15 protein-coding genes are annotated in these 15,708 nt (G+C 56.7%); 8 read left to right on the top strand and 7 right to left on the bottom strand.

What is annotated here, in order from left to right; genetic code table 11:
• Window positions 1-215: 215 nt before the first annotated feature.
• Both T3A99_RS13840 and T3A99_RS13835 read right to left on the bottom strand, forming a co-directional pair.
• Window positions 216-476 carry a hypothetical protein gene (locus T3A99_RS13840; protein WP_322834479.1) on the bottom strand — a complete coding sequence of 87 codons (261 nt, stop codon included), beginning with the start codon at window positions 474-476 and terminating at the stop codon, window positions 216-218.
• A 21-nt stretch (window positions 477-497) separates the two neighbouring features.
• Window positions 498-1,403, bottom strand: coding sequence for a LysR substrate-binding domain-containing protein (locus T3A99_RS13835; RefSeq protein WP_099603087.1), 906 nt, complete (start codon window positions 1,401-1,403; stop codon window positions 498-500).
• 89 nt (window positions 1,404-1,492) lie between these two features.
• Here T3A99_RS13835 and T3A99_RS13830 point away from each other — a divergent pair, with 89 nt between their 5' ends.
• The 3 genes from T3A99_RS13830 to choX all read left to right on the top strand — a co-directional run bounded on the left by T3A99_RS13830 (window position 1,493) and on the right by choX (window position 4,436).
• The gene (locus T3A99_RS13830) at window positions 1,493-2,608 is read left to right on the top strand and encodes a TauD/TfdA family dioxygenase (protein ID WP_322834478.1); all 1,116 of its coding nucleotides are present in this window, start codon (window positions 1,493-1,495) and stop codon (window positions 2,606-2,608) included.
• 24 nt (window positions 2,609-2,632) lie between these two features.
• Complete coding sequence (locus T3A99_RS13825) at window positions 2,633-3,241, top strand: HD domain-containing protein (protein ID WP_322834477.1); 609 nt, start codon at window positions 2,633-2,635, stop codon at window positions 3,239-3,241.
• Between the two features lie 259 nt (window positions 3,242-3,500).
• Window positions 3,501-4,436 (top strand): choline ABC transporter substrate-binding protein, encoded by a 936-nt coding sequence (gene choX, locus T3A99_RS13820; protein ID WP_321144461.1) that lies wholly within the window; start codon window positions 3,501-3,503, stop codon window positions 4,434-4,436.
• Window positions 4,437-4,728: 292 nt separating this feature from the next.
• On the opposite strand, the gene T3A99_RS13815 is transcribed toward choX, so the two are convergent.
• Window positions 4,729-5,352 carry a hypothetical protein gene (locus T3A99_RS13815; protein WP_322834476.1) on the bottom strand — a complete coding sequence of 208 codons (624 nt, stop codon included), beginning with the start codon at window positions 5,350-5,352 and terminating at the stop codon, window positions 4,729-4,731.
• 151 nt (window positions 5,353-5,503) lie between these two features.
• Here T3A99_RS13815 and T3A99_RS13810 point away from each other — a divergent pair, with 151 nt between their 5' ends.
• The gene (locus T3A99_RS13810) at window positions 5,504-6,193 is read left to right on the top strand and encodes a phytanoyl-CoA dioxygenase family protein (RefSeq protein ID WP_322834475.1); all 690 of its coding nucleotides are present in this window, start codon (window positions 5,504-5,506) and stop codon (window positions 6,191-6,193) included.
• Here the strand turns inward: T3A99_RS13810 and T3A99_RS13805 are convergent.
• The gene (locus T3A99_RS13805) at window positions 6,176-6,751 is read right to left on the bottom strand and encodes a TetR/AcrR family transcriptional regulator (protein ID WP_160892875.1); all 576 of its coding nucleotides are present in this window, start codon (window positions 6,749-6,751) and stop codon (window positions 6,176-6,178) included. The two genes, T3A99_RS13810 and T3A99_RS13805, sit on opposite strands and share 18 nt — an antisense overlap.
• A 263-nt stretch (window positions 6,752-7,014) precedes the next feature.
• On the opposite strand from T3A99_RS13805, the gene T3A99_RS13800 reads away from it, so the two are divergent.
• Together T3A99_RS13800 and T3A99_RS13795 are read left to right on the top strand one after the other, a co-directional pair.
• Window positions 7,015-7,803, top strand: a complete 789-nt coding sequence (locus T3A99_RS13800; RefSeq protein ID WP_076385372.1) for an SDR family NAD(P)-dependent oxidoreductase — start codon at window positions 7,015-7,017, stop codon at window positions 7,801-7,803.
• A gap of 59 nt (window positions 7,804-7,862) precedes the next feature.
• Window positions 7,863-8,861, top strand: coding sequence for an NADP-dependent oxidoreductase (locus tag T3A99_RS13795; protein WP_173407093.1), 999 nt, complete (start codon window positions 7,863-7,865; stop codon window positions 8,859-8,861).
• 232 nt (window positions 8,862-9,093) lie between these two features.
• Here T3A99_RS13795 and T3A99_RS13790 read toward each other — a convergent pair whose 3' ends face one another.
• Window positions 9,094-9,990, bottom strand: a complete 897-nt coding sequence (locus tag T3A99_RS13790) for a serine hydrolase domain-containing protein (protein WP_322834474.1) — start codon at window positions 9,988-9,990, stop codon at window positions 9,094-9,096.
• 96 nt (window positions 9,991-10,086) lie between these two features.
• Window positions 10,087-11,940, bottom strand: coding sequence for an ABC transporter ATP-binding protein (locus T3A99_RS13785; protein ID WP_322834473.1), 1,854 nt, complete (start codon window positions 11,938-11,940; stop codon window positions 10,087-10,089).
• Between the two features lie 133 nt (window positions 11,941-12,073).
• Between T3A99_RS13785 and T3A99_RS13780 the strand changes: the two genes are divergently transcribed.
• Entirely contained in the window at window positions 12,074-13,540 is a 1,467-nt protein-coding gene (locus T3A99_RS13780; RefSeq protein ID WP_322834472.1) for a surface-adhesin E family protein, read from the top strand.
• Window positions 13,541-13,562: 22 nt separating this feature from the next.
• On the opposite strand, the gene T3A99_RS13775 is transcribed toward T3A99_RS13780, so the two are convergent.
• Window positions 13,563-14,312, bottom strand: a complete 750-nt coding sequence (locus tag T3A99_RS13775) for a substrate-binding periplasmic protein (protein ID WP_322834471.1) — start codon at window positions 14,310-14,312, stop codon at window positions 13,563-13,565.
• A 254-nt stretch (window positions 14,313-14,566) separates the two neighbouring features.
• Between T3A99_RS13775 and T3A99_RS13770 the strand changes: the two genes are divergently transcribed.
• Window positions 14,567-15,544 (top strand): MBL fold metallo-hydrolase, encoded by a 978-nt coding sequence (locus T3A99_RS13770; RefSeq protein WP_188251585.1) that lies wholly within the window; start codon window positions 14,567-14,569, stop codon window positions 15,542-15,544.
• Window positions 15,545-15,708 lie beyond the last annotated feature (164 nt).

Raw genomic sequence — 15,708 nt, 5'->3', positions numbered from 1 at the left:
GTTTCTGCTTAGCTGGCCGATGAGTTCTGCACGGACTTCCCCCGTGGCATGCATTCGACCTTACCTGCCATTTACATCGGATTTGACCACCTATGATTGGCAGAGAATGGCTATGTGCAGACGTTGGTCAAGGTCTGCATTCGGCCAAGAGCAGACTGTCGTTCACCTCGGGAGCGGACAAGGTATCGTTCATGGATGTGATCTGCTAGAAGAGATCATCGACAGGTTTCAATCAAAAAACTCAACAAACCACTCTCGGGAACGGTTGAAACTGTGGAAAAAATCAAGTTGATCAAAGCGATGATGAAAGCCGGCCGGGCTAAAGATCTACTGTATTGGTTTAATGAAACCGGACACCCATTTAGGCGAGAAAGCTCGCCGGATAGACGAGTCTGATCCCTGGCGGGATCGGCATCGAGTAAATCTAATACCTCGCCAGCACGATTTTCAGCAGCGGAAACGGATTTGGCGGACATTCAACGGCGCAGGCTTCAAGGTCAGCTTGCCGCAATCAGCCACTGAAGGACATCCCTCACCAGAAGTGTCTCGTGATAGTTCGATCTCACAATGTAACCCCGGTGAGGCCGGTCTACTGAAGGCCCGAGAGCGATCAATTTGCCCGCCTTGATCTGCTCTTCGATCAGCCCAGCCCAGCCCAAGGCGATACCTTGACCCTCCTGCGCAGCGGTCAGCAGCAACGGATAGTTATTGAAGCAAAAAACTGGCGCTTCCTCTGGCGGAGTGATCTTCGCGTGCAGGCACCAGTGATGCCAATCCAGCCACCGGGAGTCATCGCTGTCCTTATGAAGCAGCGGTAGATCCTCGATACTGCTTATTTTCGTACCTTCCAGTAGCCCCAGTTTTTCAGCCAGATCTGGACTGCACACTGGGAATACCGTCTCGGGGATCAGTAGCTTTTCAAATCGGAAGTCACCGTCGAGGGATCCAAACTGAATGGCGATATCGGCATCTTGAAGCATCGGATCATCGTCAAGGTTTACTGGGCGAATCTTGAATTGGATCTGGGGGAACTGGCCCTGGAGCGCAGGCAATTTCGGCATAAGCCAGAAATAGCAGAATCCAAAATTCGCAGCGATCGAGATGGTAGGTTTCTGCTTGTTGAAATGGCGACGCATGCGCTTGACCGCTGCCTTAATTTCACTCACCGGGGATGCTAGGCCTGAATAAATCTGCTGACCCTCATAGGTGGGTCGCAACAGCTTACCGTTACGTTCAAAGAGTACACACCCAAGCGACTCCTCCAAGGTGCGAATCCGCTGAGAAATTGCCGGTTGAGTAGTGCCCAATTCAACAGCTGCGGCCGTCATCGAACCCAAGCGGATTGTGGCCTCAAAGGCGACCAAAGATTTAAGTGGCGGGAGGTCCTGTTCGCTCGGCTCCATAACGTTTATGCATCCCTCTAATAAGGGGATTGCGGGTGTTTATCCCCTGAGCACGTAAGGATACTGAGACCACCTATTTGGAGGTTCTCATGGTACAGGTCACTTTTGAAATCAAGCAACAACCGGCATCCGTGATCGCACAGTTGCCAGGGGAAACCATTGTGCTAGCGCCTCTGTGGTTGCGGGAGCGCTGCCAGGACGCTGTCAGTCTTGATGTCACTACTCAGCAAAGACTGTTTAACCCGCATAACCTTCCTGACGGCATCACTCTGGTTGAAGCAGAGGCCAAAGGCGTAGATCAGGCATGGCTGTCATTCAGTGATGGTTATGCGGGGCTGTATGACCTCACGGAGTTTCGTGCCGACTTCGATCCGTTGGATGGCCTGCCAACGCCCATCAGTTGGAAGAGCAACATTGACACCCAACTCATCTACATCGACTTCAACCGACTGACCGACTTCGATTATCGATTGGAGGCATTCAGCAAGTTTTTGACCTATGGGGTTGTCGTTATCCAGAACGTGCCTACCGAAGCCGAGTCAGTTCTGGATGTAGGCAGAGTCTTTGGCCAGGTGCGCGAAACCAATTTCGGCAAGTACTTCGAGGTGTACTCCCGGCCGAACTCCAATGACCTGGCCTATCGCTCAATTCACCTCGATCCTCATACCGATAACCCTTATCGCGATCCGATGCCTGGCATCCAGCTTTTGCACTGCCTGATCAACGAAACATCGGGGGGGCTCTCTACACTCGTTGACAGTCTCGCGGTCGCAGAGCAGCTTAAATTGGAAGATCCCGAAGGCTTCGAACTGCTGGCCAACGTGCCTGTGCGTTACCGCCACGTCGATAACGACGTTGAGCTGATTGAGCGGCGGCCAATCATCATGACCGACGCGCTGGGCCGAATGACAGGTGTCAGCTATAGCCCACGCCTCGACTATCTACCGTTGCTGAATGAACACGACGTGGCCGTATTCCACCGTGCACGTCGTCGCATGGGCGAGCTCTTTGTGGACCCGGCATTTGAGCGACGTTTCAAGCTGGAGAAGGGCGAGCTGCAAATGTTCAATAACACGCGTGTCCTCCATGGCCGGACGAGCTTTGATACCAATGAAGGTCGCCGTCATCTGCAAGGTTGCTACATGGATATGGATGGCCCCAAAGGCATCTACAAAGCCATGAAAAGAAGCTTGAAAGCTCAATAAGATTCGAAAGCCTGAGGACTGATGATGGAAACCGTAGCTTTTACCCAGATGAAAGACGGCACCAAAGCCGAATATGAAATGCTGACCCAGCTGGAAACTGATTTCGCAAAAGAGCTTCCTGACCGGCTCCTCAAATGCCTGCGGGATCTGGAACACTCTCTAAGCGGTTACAAGGTGAGCAGGCTCGTTCATTCGCTTCAGACCGCATGTAGAGCTGAGGACGCTGGTGCAGATGAGGAGATGGTGGTTGCAGCGCTGATCCATGACCTAGGCGACGAGCTCGCCCCCTACAACCACTCCCAGTATGCAGCATCCATCCTTCGCCCTTATGTTCGTCCAGAGGTGACCTGGGTCATCAATTATCACGGCCTCTTCCAGAACTACTACTACGTGCACTTCTTCGGCGGTGATCGTAATGAGCGGGATCTGTACAAGGATCACCCTTACTACGAGAGTTGTGTGCGCTTCTGTGAGGAGTGGGACCAATCATCCTTTGACCCTGATTACCCGACTCGCCCTTTGGAGCACTTCGAGCCTATGGTTCGGAGGATTTTCACTCGGCCAGCATTCGATCAAAAGTACGTTGGTGACCAGACTATGGGCCGCAGCGCGCTCGACCAACCTGTGGCCTAGGCACTCTACTTACGGTTCAAATTTGCGTAATAGCGGCAGCGTGCTGCCGCTATTACGTGCATATCCAGGTGGATCCCTCCCTACTGATCCATAAGAAAACCGCATGCTCCTCATAATAGAAACGCGGTTATGCCGTACTGGCGATTGGCCGATAATCGAAGCGGGAAAGGCGCAATTCATAAGCGTCAGCCACGTGCAAATTTGAGTCTGCCATCCAGATACGTCAAACAGAGTTAGTGCAACTCTAGAGGGGAGTCGGATGAACAAGTTTTACAAAACCGTGATCGCGGTAACCTTGGCATCTCAAAGCGTGTTGGTTATGGCTCAAGAACCCAGCAGTTGCCAAGTCATCAAGACGGCGAACGTGGGATGGCTCGATGGTATATCGACAAACGCATTGACTCAGGTGGTTGCCGAAGGCCTGGGCTATAAATTTGACGACAGCATGCTTTCACTGCCAATCGTTCTGAAGTCTCTTAGCGATGGCAAGCTGGATACGTTCATTAACTACTGGTCGCCATCTCAGGATCCTCTGATTACCCCCCTAAAGGACTCTTTGTCCGTTCTCCCAACCCCTAACCTCACAGGTGCAAAATACACACTCGCAGTTCCAAAATTTCTGGCCGATGAGGGGTTGAAGGATTTCAAGGACATAGAGAAATTTAAAGACCAGCTCGGAGGCCGCATTTACGGCATCCAGCCTGGTAGCGGCGGAAACACGTTGGTGCAGAAGATCATCAAGGACAACTCGTATGGTTTGAAGGATTTCAAACTGGTCGAGTCTGGTGAAGCAGGCATGATCCAAGAGGTAGGTCGCTCGATTCAACGCAAGAAGCCCATTGTGTTCCTGGCGTGGGCGCCTCACCCAATGAACGTGAACATGGACATCGTGTATCTAACGGGTGGTGATGATTCCTTCGGTCCCGATTTCGGCGCAGCAACGGTCAAAACCATCACATCCAAAGGCTATGCCGAGCGCTGCGGTAACGTTGGCAAGTTGTACAGCAATCTGAAATTCACGGTCGACATGGAGAGCAGCATCATGAACTCCCTCGACAAAAAGGAGCCCGCTTTGAGTGCAGCGAAAAAATGGCTGGCCGCTCATCCTGAGACTCTGGATAGCTGGCTGGCTGGTGTGACTACCGTCGACGGTAGAGACGCGAAAGCAGCAGTATTAGCAAACATCTCCAAGTAAAGAAAAGCCGCTTCAGTGAAGCGGCTTTTTTTATCGAAAATCCGCAGTTGGAGGCTCGCTGATGGAGCCATATGTGGCCAGTTGCTAGGCGTTTACTCATCGCAACGTGCCTTAACCGGACGCTTACCCCGCATTTGACATATCTTGAGTTCGTGGGTTTCTGCGGGGCCATGTAGTTCCGAATCCGAGCCCGTCGAGCCAGCACTCACGCGTGATGCGTTTATGAACCTCGGCAGTTGTTTGGATATTCAAGGTCCGCTTCTGGCCGAAAACAGACGCCCCCCCCACCGATCTACTCCACAACCCCATTAAAAACAACAGTCCCATCCCCCTCCTTCTTAACCGTCAACCTATTCCCCTCCACCACAACCTCAACCAACTCAGAACACCCAGCCACCTCCCGCTTCCCATCAACACGCTCGACCTTGGCATCAAAACTAAAAACATAAGTAGACGCCGGGCAAGCATTCCCACCCTCCCCCGTGGAAACAACCACCACATACCGGCTCGGCCCAAACGTATAAGCCTTTTCAATCGCCACATACCCGGTGTACTCAGCCTCCTCGACAATTGCCTCCATGACATTCACCACCCCAGCGCGCGTTTGATAATTCAGCGCGGTCCCCGTCCCTTGGGTCTGGGTCGTGAAAGGCCCGGCACGCTCGGCACTGACGGGCAAGGTTTCATAGGCAACGCCGGGGGGCGCTGGGGGGGCGATTTGGGTCGTGACGGTGGGTTTTGCAACGAGGCTTTGTTGGGGTTCAGGAAGATCGCATAGGCCGTTTTTGCAGATGAAATCCCCTTGGCAGTCGATATCTTCCGAGCACTGGTTGGTTTCTTCGAAGGTGCTCTGGTTGGCTTTGGCGTAGCCGACGACGGCCAGTGCGAGGAGGGTGCAGACGAACAGACGCTTCATCGGTGAAGTCCTTTTCTTGGATGGTGGCCGGATGATAACTGCAAACCTTCCGGGTTTGTCTCTGGTCACTTTCGATTTTGCAGTGTCGGGTGGTCCAACTTTGCTTTGAATACTAGCCTTGCAAACGTGCGCACAAGGAAGTCGAGAAACCATGACTGACCGCGATCAACTCCATCGAAATGGGTACGCTCTGCTCCGTCAAGCGATCCCAACCGAATGGCTGGAAGACCTGCGTGCCGTGTTCGATGCTGGTGTGCGGCCGTCGGACCAATGGCCCGTGCCGCGTGGCATGGACTGGCGTCATTCGCTGTTGGACGATGATGCGAAGGTTCAGGCTGTGTGTCGTCTGCCCCAGGTGCTGGCGGTCGCGGGGGAGTTGATCGAGGAGCGGTTCTTTCTGTCGCAGGTGGAGGGGCGCGAGCCTCTTGCCGGTGGCGGCCATCAACCGCTGCACCGCGACTTGTCGGCCCAACGGCCAGGCGACATTGCCATGGCCCTGGCTTTTTTTGACGACTATGGCCCTGAGAACGGCGCGACGCGTATCGTGCCTGGCAGCCATCGGCCCGAGCCGGGAGCGCCGCCATTCGATTTCACCAACGAATCACGCTCCGTACAGCTTTCAGGTTGCGCCGGTGACATCCTGGTGTTCGATGTGGACTTGGTGCATGCGGGCAGCCTGAACTCGGTGGGTTCGCACCGTCGTTCGATTTTGATCAGTTATTTTTCGGAGCAGTTGTACGCTTCACACTTGGAAACCGTGGGTCTGCGTAATGTTCGTATGGCCACGAGTGAGCGGTTCGAGCCTTTGGATTTTGGCTTCGGGCTACGCTCGCCTAGGTAAAGATGCAATCATTTGCGCATGACACACCGCCAGAATTTCATCGGCCAGCGCCGAGTCGTCAGGACAGGCACGCGATAGCATGATCGCGCCGACCGCGTGCGCCAGCAGGTCGATCATTTTCCCCCTCGCCTCACCCGGCACCGCATCCGGCCCGGTCGGGTATTTTTCGCCGAGAGTTTGCAACATGCGCTCGATGCCTTCAGCGAATGCCGCCTTCAAATCGTCCGACTGACGTGCCGCGTCACCGCACAACGCTGCCATGGTGCAACCCGTGGCGCGCCCGTCGCGATGGTCCCGCGACACATACACATCAATGAAGTCCTTCACGCTCAATGCGTCGACGCCGATCAGTGACTGCTCAAGACTCTTCGCCGAGGCTTCGGCCATCAAGTCAGCCTTCGAACCGAAATGTTTGTAGAAACCGCCATGGGTGAAGCCGGCGGCGGCCATCAGGTCGGCCACGCCGACCCCGTCAAAACCGCGCTCGCGAAATACGACTGAGGCTGTTTCGACGATGTGCTCCCGATTTGCCTGGGCCTGGGCCTTGGTCACGCGCATGTTTCGATACCTCGTTACCGCTGGAAATTCATCGACTGATCATACATTGATGTTGATCATAATCAAAACCGTTGACAGTTTAGATTTCGATCATCATCATAATTTCCAGCGATCAGACCAGTTACCAACGGACACGGAACAACCTCCCATGAGCGACCTGAATCTGTTTACCGCCTATACCTTGGCCCAGGCACTGGCTGATCGAGCCTGACTTTTTCTCATGCATCAATCCCAATCCATGTTTCTCACAAAGAGCTGACATCATGACTACTCGCCCTACCGTTCTCATCACTGGCGCGTCCACCGGCATTGGCGCGGTTTACGCTGAGCGTTTCGCCCAACGCGGACATGATCTGGTGTTGGTCGCCCGAGATCACTCTCGCCTGGAAACGCTCGCCGCGAAGTTGCGTGGCGAGCACAACGTCGCCGTTGAAGTGCTTCAGGCCGACCTGACTCAACTCACTGACCTGCACAGCGTCGAAGCGCGCCTGCGGGATGATGCGCGCATCGGCATCCTCGTCAACAATGCCGGCGCCGCACAGTCCGGCACCTTCATCGAGCAAAGCACCGACAGCGTTGCACAACTGGTAGCCCTCAACACCACCGCACTGGTGCGGCTCGCCAGCGCCATCGCGCCGCGCTTGGCCAAAGCAGGTGAAGGCGCGATCATCAACATCGGCTCGGTGGTGGGTCTGGCGCCTGAGTTCGGCATGACGGTCTACGGTGCGACCAAGGCGTTCGTGCTGTTCCTGTCCCAAGGCTTGAGCCTGGAACTGTCGCCTCAGGGTGTCTATGTGCAAGCCGTACTGCCCGCAGCCACCCGCACGGAGATTTGGGATCGCGCCGGTATCGACATCAACACTTTGAGCGAAATCATGGAAGTGGGTGATCTGGTCGATGCCGCCCTGGTGGGCTTCGACCGTCGCGAGCCGGTGACCATCCCTCCGCTGCATGAAGGCGAGCGCTGGGATGCCCTGCAAACCGCGCGTCAGGGTCTTTTGTCGCAGATCAGGCAGTCCGCCGTGGCGCAGCGCTATTTGACTCAAGACTGACCCATGTCGACAGGTCGGCCTCGCCCCACTCTCATTCCCCCGACAAGAGCAGCTGCAACATGAAGGCATTTTTTATCGACCGCTACGGCAAGCAGAACGGAATGATTGGCGAAGTGCCCGACCCTGTGGTCGGTGTGCATGACGTTCTGGTTCAGGTGCATGCAACCAGCGTGAACCCGTTGGACTCGAAGATCAGAACGGGGGAATTCAAACTGATCCTGCCCTATACGTTTCCATTGGTATTGGGCAATGACCTGGCCGGAGTGGTTGTTAGCACGGGTTCGGCGGTGAAGCGATTCAAGCCAGGCGACGAAGTCTATGCACGTCCTCCAGAGGCCCGGATCGGGACGTTTGCTGAACTGATCGCCGTGGACGAAAACGCGCTCGCGCTGAAACCCTCGAATCTCGACATGGCCGAAGCGGCTGCCATCCCCTTGGCGGCTTTGACGGCCTGGCAGGTGCTGGTTGAGACCGCCCAGCTGAAAAAAGGCCAGAAGGTGTTGATTCATGCTGGATCAGGCGGAGTCGGCACGTTTGCTATCCAGCTCGCCAAACACCTTGGCGCCTTCGTTGCGACCACCACCAGTACGGCGAATGTTCAATGGGTGAAAGCACTCGGGGCGGATGTGGTCATCGATTACAAACAGCAGGATTTTGCAAAGGAGTTGCGCGATTTCGACGTGGTGTTGAACAGCCTCGGCGCCGATGTACTGGAGAAATCGATCAAGGTGCTCAAACCTGGCGGACAGCTCATTTCCCTTTCAGGGCCGCCGACCGCGCAATTTGCTCAAGAGCAAGGCCTGTCCTGGGTGCTGGGGCAAGTCATGCGCCTGCTGAGCAGCGGTATTCGCAGAAAAGCCCGCAGACATGGGGTGAGCTATGCGTTTTTGTTCATGCGAGCCAACGGGATACAACTGCAGAAAATCACCTCGCTTATCGAGGCTGGGGTCATCAAACCGGTCATCGATCGCTCCTTCCCTTTTGCATCGACCGCAGAGGCGTTGCGCTACGTCGAGCAGGGCAGATCAAAAGGCAAAGTCACCATAACAATCAAATAAGCGCACGACAAAAGATGTCAGTAGATGATGTGTATACCGCCAAGTACCCGACTGCGGCGCCTGAACCAGAGGAGCCGCCAGCGCACGACAAGTCCATAGAAGAGCAGTTGCCACCGGAACCCGCACGGGTAGAAAAGCCGATCATCTTTTGGCGTGGTTTGATGCTTGAGCAGTAATGGCTTGACGCCGCAGGCAGGCGTTAGGCCAATCACGAGACCGAAGCCAAGAACATTTAGCCGTCTTCAGCCCCCTGCCGCAGGACTTGCAGCATCTGTCCAACCACAAAGGTTTCGACCGCACCTTCACCAGCCCCCCTCTCAAAAGCGGCGCAACAAACCGATGCATCGCCATCGCAGATGCGGTAAACGGCAATGACACTGCCAGGCCCGCAGCCTGTGTGTCCGCAGAGGGAAAATCCGCCGTCAATCGCACCCTGCATCACACCCAGGCCATAGCCAGGCGTGATCCATGGGCGTCCGGGAATCGGGCCGCCCAATGCTCGTACTGCCTGCATTTCCTGGAGCAGGCCCTTGGAGAAAAGATCGGCAGAAAGGAGTCGGTCCAGCAATAGCGCTGCTTGCGAAATCGGGCCGATCAGCAAGCCATGATAGACCCAGGCGGGGTCATATTTTGAGGCGCTTCCAAGAGGGGTCGCTTGTAGGTCTGCTCGCGTTTTAGCGAAGCGAACGTTCGACAGGCCCAGGGGAGTTAGCACGCGTTGACTCACTGCTTCATCGAGCGTCAGATCTGTCAGCCGTTCAATGAGCCGGCCGATGAGCAAGTAGCCCACATTCGAGTAGCGCCAAGCGGTTCCAGGGGTGTATCGAAGTCGAGTGCCGTCAAGGCGTTGCATCATTTCATCGGCCGACCAGGCTGATTCACTGTTCGTAACGGCGGCGTGATACTCCGCAAGTTCGCCATAATCGGCGAGTCCTGCCTCATGCCGTAGCAGCTGGCGTAGCGTGAAAGGCTGATCAGCAAGGGGGTCGTCCAATCCAATCAGCCCATCACGCACCAACGATAGAGCCGTCCCAGCCAGGACAGTTTTCGTAAAACTCCACCAGGGGACCGTCAGTTCAGATGGGTCAGGCGTTTGTGGTTGACCATTTGATATGAGCGAACTGAGCATTGGCTTCCCTGGAATGTTGAGTGGATCGATGCCTCGACTAGATATCTCAGTAGCCAGTCCACAAAATGATCGTTCCAGACTATTTCCCCCTCATACCTACTCCACCGCCTCAGCCACGCCCTGATCCTCCCCCAGAAATCCGCCACTCTGGTGATGCCACAACCGCGCATAGGTGCCGTTTTTCCCGAGCAATTCGGTGTGGGTGCCTTGTTCGATGATGCGTCCATCATCCATGACGATCAGCCTGTCCATCGCCGCAATCGTGGACAATCGATGGGCGATGGCGATCACGGTCTTGCCCTGCATCATTTCATCGAGGCTTTCCTGGATGGCGACTTCGACCTCTGAATCCAGGGCGCTGGTGGCCTCGTCAAGCAGCAGGATCGGGGCATTTTTGAGCATTACCCGGGCAATGGCGACGCGTTGACGCTGGCCGCCCGAAAGCTTGATACCCCGCTCGCCCACCAGGGTGTCGTAGCCGCTGTGGCCTTGCTTGTCGCTCAGTTGGCTGATGAACCCATCGGCTTGGGCACTGGCCGCGGCGCTGCGGATTTGCTCGTCGGTGGCATCGGGGCGTCCATAGGCGATGTTGTCGCGAATGGAGCGGTGCAGCAGCGAAGTGTCCTGAGTCACCATACCGATGGCACTGCGCAGACTGTCCTGGGTGACGTGCGCGATGTTCTGCCCGTCGATGCGGATCTCACCCTTGTCCACGTCGTAAAAGCGCAGCAGCAGGTTGATCAGCGTGGATTTACCGGCACCGGAGCGGCCCACCAGCCCGATCTTTTCGCCCGGGCGAATGCTCAGGCTCAGGCCATCGAGCACCTGGCGTTCGCCGTTGTAATTGAAGCTCACATTGTCGAAAGTCACCGCGCCGCCCGTGGTGACCAGCTCCCTGGCGTCCGGGGCATCCTGCACCTTGGGGCCGCAGGCCAGGGTCGCCATGCCATCCTGCACGGTGCCGATGCTCTCGAACAGCGAGGTCATTTGCCACATGATCCAGTGCGACATGCCATTGATGCGCAACGCCATGGCAATAATCGCCGCCACCGCACCCGCGCCCACTTGACCTTGGTGCCATAGCCATAGGGCATAACCGCCTGCCCCCATGATCAACCCGACCACCAATGCCTGATTGACGATCTCGAACTGGCTGACCAGGCGCATCTGGCGAAAGCCGGTCTGCTTGAAATCCTCCATGGCAGCGCGCGCGAAGTGGGCTTCACGTTTGGAATGGGAGAACAGCTTTACCGTGGTGATGTTGGTGTAGGCGTCTGAGATACGCCCGGTCATTGATGACCGCGCATGGGCCTGCTCCTGCCCTACTTTCTCAAGGCGGGGCACGAAGTAGCGCATGGCAAGACCGAACAACGCCACCCAGACAATGAACGGCAGCATCAGCTTCAAGTCAAAGCCGCCGGCCAACGCGATGATCGCAATGAAGTACACCCCGATCCCCGGAGCGATCTCGATAATGGTGAATAACACCTCGCGCACCGACAGCGCCGTCTGCATCACCTTGGTGGTGACCCGGCCGGAGAACTCATCGGAGAAGAACGAAAGGCTTTGCCGCAGCATCAGCCGGTGAAAATCCCAGCGCAACCGCAACGGCAGATTGATCGCCAATATCTGGTGCTGCACCATCGTGCGCAGCGCTACCAGCCCAATGCTCGTCACCAGCACCACACCGATGCCCCACAGCACTCGACTTTCCTGCCTGGCCGCATCGCCGCCTGCCTGCCAGATCGATAGCATGTCCACGACCTGCCCGAGAAAAGAAAACAGCCAGGCTTCGTAAATCGACACAGCGGCGCTGAGCAGCGCGAGCGCGAGAATGTAACCGCGAGCGCCCCGCGTGCAGGCCCACAGGAACCGCGCCAGACCTTCAGGTGGCGGAGGTGCCTCGTCGGGCGGAAAAGGGTCGAGCCGTTGTTCAAATGCGTGAAGCATGGTGATCTCCAAAACCATCTGGTAAAGAGATTCTGGCATTTAAAGGTTGCTTTGAGGGGTTTGGGTGGAGGAAAGGTTGTTCGCCCGGCACAACGAGGGCTCGATCCAAGAAACACAACCCTCGGCGACACGCATGAGTACAAGCTATATCCTACCTCCTGCCCTCCAAGCAATAACGCCTCCCTCAATGGACTTACCGGAGACCTCTGTGCAACGCTCAACCCTTTTCCTCGCCTCCCTGCTGCTAACCGCTTGCGCCAGCCACCAGACGCCGGCCGATAAACAAGCCGCCCTGCTCGCTCAACCGTTGACGCCCAACAGCCTGATGCGCGAGGGCGACGTCATCAACTTCCAGGTGTTTGCACCCCGCGAACCGAATTTGCCGTTCTGGCAAACTGTTCAGTTTTCGGCGGCCTGCTCGAAACCGCAGGTCACCCTGGTTTATTCGTTCATGCTCCGGCGCTCCTACTCCAGCAATACCGCCCAGTATGCCCCGGCGACTGCGTTGCCCGCGCGCTATCACAGCTCGCTGATGAACAACCGGGATTTCACGCAGGCGTGTAAAAGGCTACCCATCCCGGACTGGCGCCAAGTGGCGAAGGGCGAAGGTGAACGGTGGTTGTTGCTCGATAACAGCAGTTTGCAAAAAAATGGCAAACAGGTGCAGTTCTGGATGGCGTACGACGAGCCGAAGACACGTCTCAACCCGATTAGCAACGCACCTTTCACACAGATCCGTGAGCAGTACACGATGGACTGTGCAGCACGAAATGCCAAGCTGTTGGCCCGTTATTACCTCAATTCCAATAACGAAGTAACTGACGGAAAAGTCGAGATGTTTCCCGAGGCCAAGGTTATTGCGGCGGCCGACGAGGATCAGTTGAAGGTGTTTGAACTCGTGTGCAGCGCGACGACAAGCATTGCCGGTCTGCTGGCGCTCAAGTCGCGCACCAAGGCACCGGTGGCGGCTGACGCGCTGCCCGACATCAACCCAGGTGTGTTGAAGAGTATCGAGCAACTGCACATGCCGCCGCCGGCCAAGACGCTGACCTATATAGAGCTGGCAGGCACCGGCAGTAATGCTGAAAAAAGCTGGCCAGAACGCACTGAGTACTTCCTGTCGACCGACCCCGCGACCCAGCAGCTCAACATTGTTCACAAAAGCGAATACCTCAATGGCCGCCAGATCAACTGGCGCGGCCTGATCAGGCTTTCAGGCCGAGAGCAGGCCACCCGCTCGGAAAACACCGTGGTCGTCAACAGCCTGAGTTTTCGGGGTGATTGGCAGCACATGCCTGTGGGCAGTCAGTTGAGTTATACCCAACGGGGCAGCATCACTAGCGATCTGCTTGGAACCATGGGCGATGAGCCGAAAACCGTCGACTGCACCGTCGACAGTGAAGGCCCCGCCAAACGTTTGAACCCAGGCTTGAGCGGCAACGCCAAGGCGTTGAGCTGCCATCGTCAACAGCGCCCAAGCACAACCCCCGTGCCGCTGGAGCATTATTACTATTTGGTTGACTATGGTTTCTTCTATCACGCCAGCACGGACAAAAAGGACTTCATGTCCATCAACATGCGCGTGCAGAGTGTAAAGTGAGGATGTGACGAGCGAGCTTCGTTTATTGCCCGACGGGCCGCTCATACCGCCGCTGAATCCGCTCCACCTCGCCAGAGCGCCGCAACTGCTCCAAAGCCTTTATCCACGCAGCCACTACCTCATCGTCAGAGTCAAGGCTGAAGGCGATGTACAGCGATGACCGGTAGAGTTCGATGGGAATTTTGCGCAGTGTGCCCGGTGCGATATTCAACTGGCGGCTGTAGTAAGCCACCCCGGCATCGGTGTCACCTACGATGATCTTGGTGCGCCCGGCGAGCAGCATGCGGTAGAGCAGCTTGCTCTCGGTTGCACTTTTGTCCAGGTTGTTGAAGCCCAGCGACTGCAGCATCTGCGGCACCAGGCCGGCATGTCGCGTGGTGATCTGCGGGGCGTGCAGCAGTTGTTCCAGGGAGTTCACCGGCGGCGTACTGGCCAACTGATAGGCATGAATGGACTCTTCCACGATCGGCCCGACCCACTTGTACAACGGCTCGCGCTCCGCCGTGCGAAACAGCGAGAACATGATGGTCTTGCTTCGGGTCCTCAGTACCTGGGTGGCGCGCATGCTGGGCTGCAGCAGCACCTCGAAGTCATCCCCGGTCAGTGCCATGATGGCTCGCACGATTTCAGTGGTCATGCCGGTGAGCTGGTTGTTCTCCTGATAGTTGTACGGGGCCCATTCTTCGGTGACCACCTGATACGGCTCGGCCCTGGCAACGCCAGTACCGAGCAGCAGACAGAGCAGCGCTGCGACAGGTGTCGATTGTTTCACGGGTTCTCCTGATGGGCTGCTTGGTGTTTATGGGGGACCTGATAAGCATAGCCTTAAACACGCACCAAACAGTTGGTGCGCCCCTTCAGCGGGGATAAACCCACTCGCCACGAGCTCACCCAAGCGCGTCACTGCGCCCGGCCATCAGCCACAACGATGCGTCGTATAACCGAGGCAGGCGTTCCCCCCGTCCCGCCGTCGCCTTATCTTTGCTCCAGCGATCACTGAGGTTCGCGCTGCCCAGGATTCCTGCCATGCACACCCAATCCATTCTCCATCGCACAACATTGCTAGCTGCCCTTTTCCTCACGGCAGCGATCTACCCCCTGACTTCCACCGCAACGCCAATAGAAGCCTCGCGATCACACAAACCCCAGCTGCCGGGCGTCTATCGATTCCAAGTGGGTGAGGTACAGGTCAGCGCACTGAGCGACGGTACGCTACCGCTTAATCTTCACCCGCTGCTGCGGGGCATCAGCACCGGGCAAATAGACGCGCTTTTGCAAAAAGGCTTCGTCCGTAACCCGGTGGAAACCTCGATCAACGCCTACGTGATCGACACCGGTTCTCATCTGGTACTGGTGGATACAGGCGCCGGCGAACTGTTCGGCAATGTAGCCGGCAAACTGCCCCAGAGCCTGGCCGCCGCTGGCTATCGGCCGGAGCAGATCAGTGACATTCTGATCACCCACATTCACACCGATCATTCCGGCGGGCTGACGCGGGATGGGCAGATGCTATTCCCCAACGCGACCATTCACGTGGGTCAGGCCGATGTGGATTTCTTCCTGGATCCGGCCAACCTGAGCAGAGGACTCGAACCCAAGCACCTGGAAGAAGCGCGCAAGACGATTGGCCCCTACCTTGAGGCGGGCAAGGTCAAGACGTTCACCGCAAAGACCACCCTCCTCCCCGGCATCACCGCCATCCCGACACCGGGCCACACGCCGGGCCATAGCTTCTACAGGGTCGAGAGTCAGGGCCAAAGCCTCGATTTCTGGGGGGATATCCTGCACGTCGGCCTGATCCAGTTCGCCCGGCCCGAGGTGACCATCAGTTTTGACGTCAATCAGGACAACGCACGAGCCCAGCGGCTGCGTCAGTTCGAAACCTCAGCCGATGAAATGCGCCTGTCTGCGGTCGCGCATTTGCCCTTCCCCGGTATCGGCCATATTCGACGCGAAGCCGGAAAGTATGAGTGGGTGCCGGCCCAGTATCGCAATCGCGACTGAAACGCTTGATCTTGTGGGAGCGAGCCTGCTCGCGATGGCGGTGGCACATTCCCCATCGGCGCTGACTGACACTCCGCTTTCGCGAGCAAGCTGAACTGGTCAAGTAATTCTGGACACCAGTTAAGGTTTCACGCCGCCAGTTTCTCCATGGCTACCGGCGACCG

The sequence above is a fragment of the Pseudomonas sp. N-137 genome, from assembly GCF_034555295.1.
In the GTDB taxonomy this organism is placed as follows: Bacteria; Pseudomonadota; Gammaproteobacteria; order Pseudomonadales; family Pseudomonadaceae; genus Aquipseudomonas; species Aquipseudomonas rhizophila.
Note: the sequence above shows the minus strand (reverse complement) of the source record. Positions and strands in the feature narration are given on the sequence as shown.

Coding starts and splice junctions, on each gene's coding strand:
- T3A99_RS13840 (WP_322834479.1), bottom strand. CDS start 476: ATGTCCGCCAAATCCGTTTCCGCTGCTGAAAATCGTGCTGGCGAGGTA.
- T3A99_RS13835 (WP_099603087.1), bottom strand. CDS start 1,403: ATGGAGCCGAGCGAACAGGACCTCCCGCCACTTAAATCTTTGGTCGCC.
- T3A99_RS13830 (WP_322834478.1), top strand. CDS start 1,493: ATGGTACAGGTCACTTTTGAAATCAAGCAACAACCGGCATCCGTGATC.
- T3A99_RS13825 (WP_322834477.1), top strand. CDS start 2,633: ATGGAAACCGTAGCTTTTACCCAGATGAAAGACGGCACCAAAGCCGAA.
- choX (WP_321144461.1), top strand. CDS start 3,501: ATGAACAAGTTTTACAAAACCGTGATCGCGGTAACCTTGGCATCTCAA.
- T3A99_RS13815 (WP_322834476.1), bottom strand. CDS start 5,352: ATGAAGCGTCTGTTCGTCTGCACCCTCCTCGCACTGGCCGTCGTCGGC.
- T3A99_RS13810 (WP_322834475.1), top strand. CDS start 5,504: ATGACTGACCGCGATCAACTCCATCGAAATGGGTACGCTCTGCTCCGT.
- T3A99_RS13805 (WP_160892875.1), bottom strand. CDS start 6,751: ATGCGCGTGACCAAGGCCCAGGCCCAGGCAAATCGGGAGCACATCGTC.
- T3A99_RS13800 (WP_076385372.1), top strand. CDS start 7,015: ATGACTACTCGCCCTACCGTTCTCATCACTGGCGCGTCCACCGGCATT.
- T3A99_RS13795 (WP_173407093.1), top strand. CDS start 7,863: ATGAAGGCATTTTTTATCGACCGCTACGGCAAGCAGAACGGAATGATT.
- T3A99_RS13790 (WP_322834474.1), bottom strand. CDS start 9,990: ATGCTCAGTTCGCTCATATCAAATGGTCAACCACAAACGCCTGACCCA.
- T3A99_RS13785 (WP_322834473.1), bottom strand. CDS start 11,940: ATGCTTCACGCATTTGAACAACGGCTCGACCCTTTTCCGCCCGACGAG.
- T3A99_RS13780 (WP_322834472.1), top strand. CDS start 12,074: ATGAGTACAAGCTATATCCTACCTCCTGCCCTCCAAGCAATAACGCCT.
- T3A99_RS13770 (WP_188251585.1), top strand. CDS start 14,567: ATGCACACCCAATCCATTCTCCATCGCACAACATTGCTAGCTGCCCTT.